13 protein-coding genes are annotated in these 12,394 nt (G+C 42.9%); 9 read left to right on the top strand and 4 right to left on the bottom strand.

What is annotated here, in order from left to right:
- Nucleotides 1-44 precede the first annotated feature (44 nt).
- The 8 genes from metK to ABTQ23_RS10305 all read left to right on the top strand — a co-directional run bounded on the left by metK (nucleotide 45) and on the right by ABTQ23_RS10305 (nucleotide 6,297).
- Nucleotides 45-1,196 carry a methionine adenosyltransferase gene (metK, locus tag ABTQ23_RS10340; RefSeq protein ID WP_408615637.1) on the top strand — a complete coding sequence of 384 codons (1,152 nt, stop codon included), beginning with the start codon at nucleotides 45-47 and terminating at the stop codon, nucleotides 1,194-1,196.
- A 31-nt stretch (nucleotides 1,197-1,227) separates the two neighbouring features.
- Nucleotides 1,228-1,755: a SprT family zinc-dependent metalloprotease gene (locus ABTQ23_RS10335; protein WP_408615636.1), complete on the top strand. Its 528-nt coding sequence runs from the start codon at nucleotides 1,228-1,230 to the stop codon at nucleotides 1,753-1,755.
- 15 nt (nucleotides 1,756-1,770) lie between these two features.
- Nucleotides 1,771-2,505, top strand: coding sequence for a 16S rRNA (uracil(1498)-N(3))-methyltransferase (gene rsmE / locus ABTQ23_RS10330; RefSeq protein WP_408615635.1), 735 nt, complete (start codon nucleotides 1,771-1,773; stop codon nucleotides 2,503-2,505).
- Nucleotides 2,505-3,464: a glutathione synthase gene (gshB, locus tag ABTQ23_RS10325; protein WP_408615634.1), complete on the top strand. Its 960-nt coding sequence runs from the start codon at nucleotides 2,505-2,507 to the stop codon at nucleotides 3,462-3,464. The genes rsmE and gshB overlap by 1 nt, the downstream gene beginning before the upstream one ends.
- 28 nt (nucleotides 3,465-3,492) lie before the next feature.
- Complete coding sequence (locus ABTQ23_RS10320; RefSeq protein ID WP_408615633.1) at nucleotides 3,493-4,056, top strand: YqgE/AlgH family protein; 564 nt, start codon at nucleotides 3,493-3,495, stop codon at nucleotides 4,054-4,056.
- A 5-nt stretch (nucleotides 4,057-4,061) separates the two neighbouring features.
- Nucleotides 4,062-4,481: a Holliday junction resolvase RuvX gene (gene ruvX, locus ABTQ23_RS10315; protein ID WP_408615632.1), complete on the top strand. Its 420-nt coding sequence runs from the start codon at nucleotides 4,062-4,064 to the stop codon at nucleotides 4,479-4,481.
- A 278-nt stretch (nucleotides 4,482-4,759) separates the two neighbouring features.
- Entirely contained in the window at nucleotides 4,760-5,764 is a 1,005-nt protein-coding gene (gene sbmA / locus ABTQ23_RS10310; RefSeq protein ID WP_408615631.1) for a peptide antibiotic transporter SbmA, read from the top strand.
- Between the two features lie 356 nt (nucleotides 5,765-6,120).
- Nucleotides 6,121-6,297, top strand: a complete 177-nt coding sequence (locus ABTQ23_RS10305) for a DUF3545 family protein (RefSeq protein WP_408615630.1) — start codon at nucleotides 6,121-6,123, stop codon at nucleotides 6,295-6,297.
- Between the two features lie 616 nt (nucleotides 6,298-6,913).
- Here the strand turns inward: ABTQ23_RS10305 and ABTQ23_RS10300 are convergent.
- Nucleotides 6,914-7,471: a DedA family protein gene (locus ABTQ23_RS10300; protein WP_408615629.1), complete on the bottom strand. Its 558-nt coding sequence runs from the start codon at nucleotides 7,469-7,471 to the stop codon at nucleotides 6,914-6,916.
- A 276-nt stretch (nucleotides 7,472-7,747) separates the two neighbouring features.
- Between ABTQ23_RS10300 and ABTQ23_RS10295 the strand changes: the two genes are divergently transcribed.
- Nucleotides 7,748-8,761, top strand: coding sequence for an NAD-dependent epimerase (locus ABTQ23_RS10295; RefSeq protein ID WP_408615628.1), 1,014 nt, complete (start codon nucleotides 7,748-7,750; stop codon nucleotides 8,759-8,761).
- A 29-nt stretch (nucleotides 8,762-8,790) separates the two neighbouring features.
- Here the strand turns inward: ABTQ23_RS10295 and ABTQ23_RS10290 are convergent, their stop codons facing one another.
- From ABTQ23_RS10290 to ABTQ23_RS10280, 3 genes are read right to left on the bottom strand one after another with little or no spacing between them, the layout of a single operon-like run.
- A complete protein-coding gene (locus tag ABTQ23_RS10290; RefSeq protein ID WP_408615627.1) occupies nucleotides 8,791-10,521 on the bottom strand; it encodes an ArnT family glycosyltransferase in 1,731 nt (576 codons plus the stop codon).
- 4 nt (nucleotides 10,522-10,525) lie between these two features.
- Entirely contained in the window at nucleotides 10,526-11,200 is a 675-nt protein-coding gene (locus tag ABTQ23_RS10285; RefSeq protein ID WP_408615626.1) for a TVP38/TMEM64 family protein, read from the bottom strand.
- Complete coding sequence (locus ABTQ23_RS10280) at nucleotides 11,197-11,928, bottom strand: glycosyltransferase family 2 protein (protein WP_408615625.1); 732 nt, start codon at nucleotides 11,926-11,928, stop codon at nucleotides 11,197-11,199. The genes ABTQ23_RS10285 and ABTQ23_RS10280 overlap by 4 nt, the downstream gene beginning before the upstream one ends.
- Between the last annotated feature and the right edge of the window lie 466 nt (nucleotides 11,929-12,394).

Below are 12,394 nucleotides of genomic sequence, written 5' to 3'. Positions count from 1 at the left end.
ATGGACACACATCTATTTCTAATTCTTTGATAAGAGAGTTTTCCATGGCTATACACTTGTTTACATCTGAATCTGTCTCAGAGGGCCATCCCGATAAAATCGCGGATCAAATCTCTGATGCAGTCCTCGATGCAATCCTTACTCAAGATCCTATGGCACGCGTTGCCTGTGAGACATACGTCAAAACAGGCATGGTTTTAGTCGGTGGTGAAATCACGACTTCAGCATGGGTAGACATTGAGGAATTGGCTCGTCGAACCGTTCGAGAAATCGGATATACAGGCTCAGAAATGGGTTTTGATGCGGATTCATGCGCTGTGTTAAACGCTATTGGTAAACAATCTCCAGACATTAACCAAGGTGTTGACCGCGCTGACCCTAAAGAACAGGGCGCTGGAGACCAAGGGCTCATGTTTGGCTATGCAACGGATGAAACCGATGTTTTAATGCCTGCCCCTATTACCTATTCGCACCGTTTAGTTCAGCGTCAATCTCAAGTTCGCCGTGATAAAACACTGCCTTGGTTACGCCCTGATGCGAAAAGCCAGGTCACTTTTGCCTATGAAAATGGCAAAATCAAAGGCATTGATGCCGTTGTTTTATCAACTCAACACAGCGAAGATATCAGCCAGAAAGAGCTTCAGGAAGCGGTGATGGAAACGATCATCAAACCTGTTCTGCCAAGTGAATGGCTAAGTGAAAAAACTAAATTTTTCATTAACCCAACTGGCCGCTTTGTAATTGGCGGCCCAATGGGTGACTGTGGTCTAACTGGCCGTAAAATTATCGTAGATACCTATGGCGGTATGGCTCGTCATGGTGGTGGCGCTTTCTCTGGTAAAGATCCATCAAAAGTTGACCGCAGCGCAGCATATGCAGCTCGTTATGTTGCTAAAAACATTGTTGCAGCAGGGCTTGCTAACCGCTGTGAAATTCAGGTTTCATATGCAATTGGTGTTGCTGAGCCAACCTCTATTAGTGTTGATACATTCGGTACAGGTAAAATCAGTGATGAACGTCTGGTTCAGTTGGTTCGTGAAAACTTCGATTTACGTCCATATGGATTAATCGAAATGCTCGATTTGAAACGGCCAATCTATCAAGAAACAGCAACATTTGGACACTTCGGGCGCAGTCAATTCCCATGGGAAAAAACTGATAAAGCCGACTTGCTCAAAGATGCAGCCGGATTGTAAAATCCTTTTTAGGCTATCGATAAAGGCGCCAATGGCGCCTTTTTATTTATCTAATAAATATATGCAAGAGATAAGCGACGCCTGCGAACACTACATTCGTATCGCCGAAAACTATTTTCATCGAACCTTTGAAAGGCCCAGCGTCAAAGTGAATTTGCGCGGTAAAGCAGCAGGACAGGCTCGTCTTGGCCAAGCACAACTGCGCTTTAACCGAATTCTCTATGAAGAAAATAGAGGCCACTTTATTAAACAGACAGTGGGACACGAGGTAGCTCATTGGATAGCTTATTGCCTGTGGGGCAATGTGCGAGCCCATGGCAAAGAGTGGCAACACATTATGCTGCAAGTTTTTGGTTTACAACCAACTCGCTTGCACGACTATGATGTAAGTAGTGTCCAAGGTAAAACCTATCCATACCGTTGCAACTGCCGTCATTACCAGTTGTCAACACGCCGCCATCGCGCTATTTTGCGTGGCCGCTATTATCAGTGTCGAGACTGTGGCGCTATGTTAGTTGCAATTGATGATAAGCATCACCACCATTTGCCCGATAAGTAAAGGATATCTACACAAATGCGTATTCCGAGAATCTATCACCCTTCACCATTAGGAACACAGCAGCAGGTATCGCTTAGCGATGAGGCCGCAGGCCATGTGGCCCGTGTTTTGCGACTCAAAGAGGGCCATCAAGTAATTTTATTTTGTGGTGATGGACTTGATTATGTCGCAGAGATAACCTCATTAACTAAACGCAGCGTTGAAGTTCGCTTAGATTCAATTAATGACAAACATCAGATTGAGTCCCCCCTTCGCATCCACTTAGGCCAAGTCATCTCTCGCGGTGATAAAATGGATTTCACTTTGCAAAAATCAGTTGAGCTGGGAGTGAGCGAAATCACGCCACTGTTAAGTGAGCGATGCGGCGTAAAATTGCCGCCTGAGCGGCTTGAGAAAAAACGCCAACAGTGGCAAAAAATAGTCATTAGCGCATGCGAGCAATGTGGTCGCGCTATTATTCCTAACGTAAACCCGGTGCAAGAGCTCGAGCAGTGGGCACGCGAACAAACCAGCGAAATGAAGTTGAATTTACACCCGCAGGCCCCATATACAATTAAGAGCATGCCACGGCCAGAACAGGGCATTCGATTATTGATTGGACCTGAAGGTGGCTTAAGTGAACAGGAAATTACTCAGATGAGCTCGCTGGCATTCGCCGAAATCCAGTTAGGCCCTCGCATTTTAAGAACAGAAACTGCCGCTCTTTGTGCTATCAGCGCATTACAGAGTCAATTTGGAGATTTAGCATAATGACAATTAAGCTCGGAATCGTCATGGATCCGATAGAAGAGATCCATTTTAAAAAAGATACATCGCTGGCCATGCTGTTAGCCGCCCAGCAGCGCGGATACGAGCTATATTATATGCAGATGGGCGATCTATTTTTACGCGATGGGCAAGCTTGGGCGCAGATGACGAAAATCACTGTTGCCGATAATCCAGATGATTTTTATCAGTTAGGTGAAGTGGCGACACGCGAGCTTAAAGAGTTAGATGTGATCTTAATGCGTAAAGATCCACCATTTGACACAGAATACATTTATGCAACTTATATGCTTGAAAGAGCAGAAGATTACGGCACACTCATTGTCAATAAGCCACAAAGTTTGCGTGATGCCAATGAGAAATTATTTACCGCTTGGTTTAGTGAATTCACACCGCCAACATTAGTCACTCGCAATGCCAAGCGGTTAAAAGAGTTTCATCAGCAATATGGCGATGTCATCATGAAGCCGCTGGATGGCATGGGGGGGACTTCAATCTTCCGAGTTAAAGAAGATGACCCAAATGTCTCGGTGATTATCGAAACACTCACTGAGCAAGGCAAGCAATTTTGTATGGTCCAAAGCTATCTGCCAGAGATTAAAGATGGTGATAAGCGTATTTTGATTGTTGATGGCGAACCAATGCCTTATTGTTTGGCTCGAATTCCACCGCAGGGTGAAACTCGTGGTAATTTGGCCGCAGGTGGCCGGGGTGAAGCACGCGAGCTCTCTGAATCAGATTGGCGCATTGCTAGAGCAATTGGTCCAACGCTTAAAGAAAAAGGGCTAATTTTTGTCGGACTGGACGTTATTGGCGATCACGTTACCGAAATCAATGTGACAAGTCCGACCTGTATTCGAGAAATCCAAGCCGCGTATGGTTTTGATATCGCGCATCAGTTAATGCTGGCGATCGAACGTCGTTTAGACGAGCGCAAGCACTAGGGAGATAGCGTTCCCTTGAGGAGGAGCAATGGAAAATCTAAAAAATCAGTTTTTAATTGCAATGCCTAGCTTTACGGATCCGTATTTTAAGCAAACAGTCGTCTATGTATGTGAGCATAATGAAGATGGAGCAATGGGACTAGTCGTCAATGTTCCTGTTGATTTGACCATCGATAGCTTACTTACGCAAATAGATATGATGGACAGCCACCGCGATCTCAAAGAGCTAGCTGGTCATCAAGTCTATCAAGGTGGCCCCGTTGCACAAGAACGGGGATTTGTTTTGCATACACCTAAAGATGGGTTCAACAGCTCTTTAGCATTGAGTAATCAAGTCATGATTACCACTTCTAAAGATATCCTCGAGACCTTGGGAACCGATAAGCAACCTGAACAGTATCTGGTTACATTGGGATACGCAGGCTGGTCAGCAGGTCAGCTCGAACAAGAAATAGCCAATAATGCTTGGCTCAATATTCCAGCTGATCCTGATATCATTTTCAATACACCTACCCATCAGCGTTGGGAAGCTGCGGCTCGACAGTTAGGATTTGAACCTTGGCAGCTTACCTCTGATATCGGACATGCCTAATTATTATGACAGTCTCAGTACTTGGTTTTGACTTTGGCACACAAAGCATCGGGGTTGCGATTGGCAACCCTATTACCGGTAGTGCCAGTGCTTTAAATGCGCTCAAAGCGCGCGATGGGATCCCGAATTGGGATGACCTGGCCAATCTTATCCGTCAGTGGCAACCTCAGCGCTTAGTGGTGGGTTTGCCTTTGAATATGGATGGCACCGAGCAGGATATAACAACTCGAGCCCGAAAGTTTGCCAAGCGCTTACATGGCCGTTACGGGTTACCGGTTGATTTGCAAGATGAACGACTAACGACGGTCGATGCCCGCGCATCTTTATTTGAACAAGGCGGTTATCGCGCTCTGAAAAAGGGAGCCATTGATAGCGCCAGTGCAGTGGTTATCGTTGAATCTTGGTACGCTCTAACAGCAAATTAATCACAGAGCAAATTTCCCTCTTTTCCTTATGTTGTGGTAGTGTGAGTAAGTCGTTTGAAAGCGACCTTTACATAAAAATTACTCATTATTACAAATAAATTCGTATGATGGTCACATGTCTTAGCTAATCTAAGGCAGTTGATTTTAGCGTCACATGGACAATAAAGTTGCCAATTGTTTTTCAAAATTCTTTTTTCCAAAATATGGCACTTTTTTCGCTAATAATGACCTAATGATATCAGCGTTACTGTTTTGCATTACACAACATAGGATTTGGGATGTTTCGATCATTCTTTTTAAATAAGCGGTGGCTGCATTGGTCACTTCTGGGCACATTGCTCATTTTAGGAGTTACATGGTACAAGGTAGAAATCGACGTTAAAGTGAATGAATGGTTTGGTTCATTTTATAATCTCATCCAAAGCGCACTTTCCAAGCCCCACGCCGTTACCCTTCACGACTTATTAATGGGCTGTCTCGACTTTTTCAATATTGTTTCCGTTTACATCATTATTGCCGTTTTGCTGGACTTTTTCGTTCGCCACTATGTATTCCGCTGGCGCCAAGCAATGAACGATTATTACATGCAGTACTGGCCACAGATCCGCCATATCGAAGGGGCTTCCCAGCGTATTCAGGAAGATACGATGCGTTTTGCCCGAATCGTTGAAGGATTGGGTTCAAGTCTAGTTCAGTCAGTGATGACGCTCATCGCCTTCTTGCCTATTTTGTGGGTCCTCTCAAAACAGGTCACGCAACTGCCTTGGATTGGCCATGTTCCCCATTCGCTAATCTATCTGGCGATTCTATCGGCTATTTTCGGCACAGTATTGCTAGCTTTGGTAGGAATTAAGTTGCCGGGGTTGGAATTCAAAAACCAACGTGTTGAGGCAGCTTATCGAAAAGAGCTCGTCTATGGCGAGGATGAAGCAGACCGAGCGCATCCTGAGACAGTTAAAGAATTGTTCCAAAATATTCGAAAGAACTATTTTACCCTTTATAAACACTATCTTTATTTCGATATTGCCAAGTGGTCTTACCTTCAGTACACCACCATCTTACCTTATGTGTTTCTTGGCCCAACCATTGTTGCCGGTGTTATCACCTTAGGGGTTTTGCAACAAATTTTACGAGCCTTTGATAAGGTTGAGAATTCATTTCAGTTTCTGGTCTACTCGTGGACTACAATCGTTGAACTTCTCTCTATCTATAAACGCCTTAAAGCATTTGAAAAACAGATTGAGCAGGCACTTGAAAGTAGTGAACAGGCCTCAACTAAATAGCCAAATGACCTATTTTATAGGGGAATTTTTCCCCTATAAGATCTAATCTTGATATTGACCTTAGAACTGATGTAACCGCATCACTCTCGAGCCTCATTTTCAGCCAGAAATAATTTTCTAACCAGTGATATCTACTGGATATAAGTTTGTCAGTGTCGAATTTTCAAACAAATGTTCCATTTTTTATATTCCTCTTTAAATTTCAAAATTACCATTAGTTAAATTTATCCGCGCTTTATCCTAAAAATTTTTACTTAGAAATAGTTATAAGTTGTCAAAAATCTGCAACTAAAACGCTTTACTTTAAAAGCCAATATGGTAATTAAATAACCAGTATTAGCCTGAGTGAGGGTCCTATGGAACGTTTAGATTTTGATACATTAGGCATGAGTGAACCAACCACAAAGGCGTCTAAAGGCGGTAAAAAAAGACGTTGGCGAGAAATCGAAACCATCAAGGAGCGGATGCGGTTAAAACAGGAGTTATTGTCAATTGATTCAACACTCGATCTGGACGACGAGTTAGAACTATAACCTTTTCATTTATCTCACTAATAGACACAGACAATAAATCTGGCAGGCACTAAAACCTGCCAGATTCTTTTTACAGAGCGTGTGGACATATTTTTGCTTTGCTAAAGATAACGTTTACTTAAAAAAATCAATGAATAGAAGCAAAGCTAGAAACGAAATAGCGAAGCTCAAAGGCTTCGCTATCAGAATATAAATCTACTTTAATTAGGCGTTTGTCAGCTCGGGCTCCCATTGCTCAACAAGAGGCTTCTGGGCAAAGGGGTCTTCAGAGTCCGAACTGTCTGCTACTTTTTTTCATTGTCCTTTTTACAAACATACGTTCCTAATTTAGGAAGAGCGCTTTTAGAACCATTCGATGACTGAGAGCAAGGACGAACTGAAACAGAAACGCCAGAAGCTCCACGGAAACACGATTTAACCATTATTTTCTCCAACAACCTGGGGATATAAATTTAAATGCAAAAAATTTGCCACAGCTGATAATTTCGCCAATTAAAGTATTGCAATGAAAATGAGACCAGCATCACAAATATGCTGCTAATTTAACCAAATTATTATTCAATATGGAACAGCTTGAATCAGAGTTTTACAAAAAATTTAAAATTTTTTTCTCTAATTATCGTTTTTGCCGCCGCAAATACATCGCAAGAGCAACAATTACAGCGAATGCTGCTAATATGCTCAAAAACCAGTACTCATAATGGTGCAATTGCTCCAAAATAACCTGGATAGCCTGACCAAACCAATATCCAAGTAACCCAACAACAATCGCCCACACACCTGCACCTAATAAATTTAACGGCACATACAATTTAGGTGATATCCCGGCAGCCCCCAGCACAAATGGAGTCACCGTGCGAATGCCATACAAAAAGCGAAAACCTAATATTAATAAGATCTGGTGACGGTTGAGCAGTCTAAAAATCTTCCTCACCTTACGCTTATACTTCGGGCGAGCATTGATCCACTTCATCCCTTTACGACGACCAATTAAAAAATATAGCTGATCACCGAACAATGTCCCTATAAAAGCCGAGCCCATCACCCCATAAAGATTCAAATATCCATGGTGGGCAAGCACTCCGGCTAAAACTAAAATAGTCTCCCCTTCAAAAAAAGTTCCTACCACTATCGCAAAATAGCCATAGTGAGTAATTAATTCTTGCCAGTTCAAACAAACCTCTCATACATTGAATGGGGCAAAGAGATACCATCGGGGGTAAAACCCAAGGTATACTAGAGAATGTTTATAGTGATTTATAACTGTTCGCAGGGGTTGTCACTAGCAACAAGATTAACTATATCAGTCATAAAAAACTTTCTTTTAGTTTTTCTGAGCGTTTTGAGCAACAGCAAAGAAGCGCGGTACATTCACAGAAAATAACAGCTACTGCAGCCTTAAATTAGGGCCGTCAGAAAACTGCATTATTATTGCATTAAAGAGAGCCACATGAAATATTTAGTCACAGGTGCTGCAGGATTTATCGGCGCAAAAGTCAGTGAGGTCTTACTCAATTTAGGCCACCAGGTTATCGGGATTGATAATCTAAATGACTATTACTCAGTTGAGCTTAAAAAAGCGCGTCTTCAACCACTTTCTCTCAACTCAAACTTTAGCTTTTTCCCCATCGATTTAGCCGATCGCGCGGCAATCGCCGAGCTGTTCCAAAAAGAGCAATTCTCACGGGTCATCCATCTGGCAGCTCAAGCCGGGGTTCGTTACTCTATTGAAAATCCGCTCGCATATGCTGACAGCAATCTGCTAGGTTTTATCAATATTCTCGAAGGCTGCCGGAATCAGAAAGTTGAACACCTAGTTTATGCCTCATCCAGCTCGGTCTATGGGCTGAATAAAAAAATGCCTTTTTCCACACAAGACTCTGTTGATCATCCTGTATCACTGTATGCCGCGACTAAAAAATCTAATGAACTGATGGCGCATTGCTATTCACATCTTTATACTCTGCCGACCACTGGACTGCGCTTTTTTACCGTTTACGGTCCATGGGGGCGGCCTGACATGGCGCTGTTTAAATTCACTAAAGCCATTTTAGCAGGCGAACCAATTGATATTTATAACCATGGCAACTTAAGCCGTGATTTCACATATATCGATGATATTGTCGAAGGAATTATTCGTATTCAGGATAAGCTCCCATCACCCAACCCTGATTGGGATGCAAGCGTTGCTACCCCAGATAAAAGCTCAGCTCCTTACCGCATTCTTAATATTGGCAATGGAAGCCCAGTTGCACTGATGGATTACGTAGAAGCGCTAGAAAAAGCACTAGGGTGTACAGCACAAAAGAATATGTTGCCAATGCAGCCTGGTGACGTCCACGCAACTTGGGCTGATACGCAAGAGCTTTACGAGTTAGTTAATTACAAACCACAAACATCAGTAATAGATGGCGTCAAATCATTTGTAGATTGGTATTTAGATTACTACCAAATTAAACGATAGAGCCATCTTAAACATGAGATAACGCTTGATTATCTAACCATATGATAGCGTTTTATCTGCTCAGGTTTTGGGCATTGCTTGCCCAGAGCCTTTTCGCCTAACAGCCACCACGTCCGACGATAGCCTCGACCAAGCTCAACTCCTTTAGAAAAATCAAAACAATTATTTTTCTCACCAGGTAATGCAGGCACTAAAATAAATCGATGTGGTTTTTCTTGCATCCATAACCAAGCATTTTCAAGTTGCTCATCTCGCGGGGCCAGATAACTGAACTGAGTCAAACTAATGGGCGATGCCAGCAAAAATTGCTCTTTAAAATCGACCAATGCCAACTCACCATCAGGACCTATCTGCTGACTCGCTTCATGCATAATGGGACCTGCTGCTGTGCGAAGTGGGTTTAGCAGCGGATAACCTGCCAGAGAAAACCATAACCACCCCCAGAAACTAACAATAGCCAACTGATAGACAGCGCTCTGGCGACGCGACCACATAAATAGCCCGCCTGCTATCCCTCCGGCGATTAACAACATCCAGCCAAAACTGTTAACCAGAGGTAAAACATCCTCCATACCACTGGATTTACGGGCAGCCAACTTAAGCAGCGCAGGGTAATGAATCAATAACAACACGCCAGCCAGCATCAACACCACACAAACTAAAGCGATGAGACTCTTCGTTAAATAACGAAACCAGCGAGCCCATTGATATTGCGCCATATAGGGCGCAACAGCTAATGCAAGCATGGGCAGTGCAGGCAAAATATAGACACCTCGTTTACCTGGCGTTGAACTGAAAAAGACAATCACTAATACACACCAAATCAATAGGGTCGCAATCTTAACGTCACAGCATTTCTTCCAGAATGTTTTGTTTAACAGCAACCATGGCAATGGGAACCATAGCAGCGGGAAATGCAGTAAAAAATAATACCAAGGCTGCAAATGCGTCCATGAATGGGCATAGCGATTCATCGTCTGGTGAAACAGAATATTCTCTTTATAAGCGATAAAATCAGCATTGGCACTGCTATCGGCAATATACATCATCGGTATGAGCCAACAGGCGACTACCGCTAACAATGCCAAAGGTCCAAGCCATAACTGCCAACTTACGGAACGGCCAAAATCATAACGCTTGCTAAAGTGTAAAAATAAAATCGGGACCAGCAAAAAGATGGGTAAAAAGCCGACTCCTTTGGTAATTATCCCTAAGCCCATAAAGGCCCAACCCAGATAATAAAGTTTCCAATTAGTCCTTACAAAAAAGTGCCTCAGCAACGCATACATGGAGATCGTTACCCACGTTGCGAGCATGGCATCAATCTGCGCCGATTTAGCTTGCAGAATAAATTGGGGAGCGATTAATAAGCCTACTGATGCAAAGCTTGCAACACGCACATTCCAAAATTTTGCCGCCAAATCAAACACACACCAGACGACCACCAGTGAGCAAAAGATATTTGGCAACATAAAAGCTAATTTCATATTGCCAAGCAATGCATAAAAAATGGCAATCGACCACATGAACACAGGTGGTTTATCAGGATATAATTCCCCGCCGCGTAGCGGGAAAAACCAATGCCCAGAGGCGACCATCTCACGAGCAGCTTCAGCAAAACGAGGCTCATCAGCAGGCCAAGGAGAGCGCAATCCAACGCCTGCAAGCAACACGATGGCAAATGCGATTAAAATAAAAATGAGTACTTTACGGTAATTATCTTCTTGCAGAGCATTCTGAAAAGAGGCCGATAGACGCATAAAGTCAGTCCTTAATCATGTTCTCCACTTTGCGCTGGGTATGACTTCGATAAAGCCAACCACCGACCAATAAACTGACAATACCAAGCGCGATACTAATGGTGAGTTGGTATTTATCCGCTTTACCGACGCCAGAACCAGCCAAAGCAAAAATAATCGTTTGAGGAAGATAGCCAAGTAAACTCCCGGCAATAAAAGGCCAAAACCGCAGCGCCACACAGCCAGAGAGCAAATTGGTAATAACATTACTACCCACTGGCAACAGTCTCAGTAGTAATATTTTAAAGAATGGTTGATATTCGACGAGTTTATGAAATTTTTCTAACTTTGAGCCAAATCGACGCTGCAGCGATGCCCTTAAACCAAACCGGGCTAAACTATAGGTGCAGCTTGCGCCTAACAAACTACACAATAAACTCGCGCCAACACCAAGGAAAGCGCCAAAAACATAGCCGAGCATGGCGGCCATGAGCTGTCTTGGGCCACCAAGACCGGTAAAAACCACACCAAATAATAAAACCGATAACACTGCGCCAACCCCACCGGAGCGAATATAATGAGCCATCCAACGATGGTCAGCTAAGTGTTGCCAAAAAGGGTTATCAATTTCAAAAAAAACCGCGACTAAAATAGCCAGCAAGAGAACTATTTTCAGGCCGCGTTTTGCTTTTGGTGTCATCGTGATTGAACCGAACTCACTTTGGGATGTTTGGCACGTTTAATCAGCCACATCACACCTAAAGTATCAGAGATCCCGACCCAGGCCCGATTCCACGCATTGTATTTTGAAACGCCAGCTTGGCGGTCACGATGATGAACTTCATGAACCACAATCTGGCCATCAATTCGGCAGATCAAAGCAGGCAAAAAACGATGCATGTGATCAAAATAAGGCAACATCATAAAGGTTGCTCTGGGGAAAATTTTCAGGCCACACCCAGAATCGGGCACACCATCATGTAACATTCGTTGCCGGATTCGATTGGCAAAACGCGACTGGAACCTTTTCCAAGCGGTATCTTTACGATTTTTACGATAGCCCGCGATACAAAAATGAGGGTTTTCTAATTTTTGAGCTGCAGCAAGCATTCCTGGAATATCGGCTGGATCATTTTGTCCATCCGCATCTAAGGTCGCAATCCACTCGCCTTGAGAATAACGCACCGCACTGCATAGCGCCGTGCTTTGCCCGCAACTTTGCTCATGGCTGACAACATGCAGACTAACCCCTAATTTTTCAGCGGTAGTTAAAGCTTCATTAACTGTCCCATCGGTACTTCCATCGTCGGTCAAAACGACTTCATAACTATATTGCCCTTCTAAAGCGGCATGAATCTCTTCGATTAGATGACCTATGTTGCCCTGCTCATCTTTGGCAGGAATAGCAACAGAAATTTGTACACTCATGAATAACTCGATATCAAAAAAACAATCCTTATAGCTACACGATCCATATGAATGCGAAGCCCCAAGCAGATCAACGACCTGAAAAATGTTCAAAGTATTACTATTTTTATAGCGATATTGACGCTATTTAGAACTTTTTAGATTTGAATATCAATACTTACAGATAATCTATTGATATCTGTATAATTTAGTACAAAACGGCATATTTTACTTAGAAATTTATGACAATTATGCCATTAAAAACAACATAATACATTACAGCATGATGAACTTGAATGGTTTTGACCTAGATTTGACTATACAAACGAGATATTCAAGAGAGATCAACTTAAAAGAAGGCTTTTGCTAAGACGAAATATTTATCTCTGATTTAGCTAAATCAGATAGTTAAGCGCTCAAAAACATAAAATAAGTTAAAAATCAACCAACTGTAAAAATATGCAAATTCAGCAATCGTGAAAATATT

Source organism: Celerinatantimonas sediminis, from assembly GCF_046054195.1.
GTDB lineage: Bacteria > Pseudomonadota > Gammaproteobacteria > Enterobacterales > Celerinatantimonadaceae > Celerinatantimonas.
Note: the sequence above shows the minus strand (reverse complement) of the source record. Positions and strands in the feature narration are given on the sequence as shown.

Bases quoted from the DNA above. Each gene is read 5' to 3' on its own strand.
- ABTQ23_RS10285 (WP_408615626.1), bottom strand. From the start codon at position 11,200: ATGACACCAAAAGCAAAACGCGGCCTGAAAATAGTTCTCTTGCTGGCT.
- rsmE (WP_408615635.1), top strand. From the start codon at position 1,771: ATGCGTATTCCGAGAATCTATCACCCTTCACCATTAGGAACACAGCAG.
- metK (WP_408615637.1), top strand. From the start codon at position 45: ATGGCTATACACTTGTTTACATCTGAATCTGTCTCAGAGGGCCATCCC.
- ABTQ23_RS10290 (WP_408615627.1), bottom strand. From the start codon at position 10,521: ATGCGTCTATCGGCCTCTTTTCAGAATGCTCTGCAAGAAGATAATTAC.
- ABTQ23_RS10335 (WP_408615636.1), top strand. From the start codon at position 1,228: ATGGCGCCTTTTTATTTATCTAATAAATATATGCAAGAGATAAGCGAC.
- ABTQ23_RS10280 (WP_408615625.1), bottom strand. From the start codon at position 11,928: ATGAGTGTACAAATTTCTGTTGCTATTCCTGCCAAAGATGAGCAGGGC.
- ABTQ23_RS10305 (WP_408615630.1), top strand. From the start codon at position 6,121: ATGGAACGTTTAGATTTTGATACATTAGGCATGAGTGAACCAACCACA.
- ABTQ23_RS10320 (WP_408615633.1), top strand. From the start codon at position 3,493: ATGGAAAATCTAAAAAATCAGTTTTTAATTGCAATGCCTAGCTTTACG.
- ruvX (WP_408615632.1), top strand. From the start codon at position 4,062: ATGACAGTCTCAGTACTTGGTTTTGACTTTGGCACACAAAGCATCGGG.
- sbmA (WP_408615631.1), top strand. From the start codon at position 4,760: ATGTTTCGATCATTCTTTTTAAATAAGCGGTGGCTGCATTGGTCACTT.
- gshB (WP_408615634.1), top strand. From the start codon at position 2,505: ATGACAATTAAGCTCGGAATCGTCATGGATCCGATAGAAGAGATCCAT.
- ABTQ23_RS10295 (WP_408615628.1), top strand. From the start codon at position 7,748: ATGAAATATTTAGTCACAGGTGCTGCAGGATTTATCGGCGCAAAAGTC.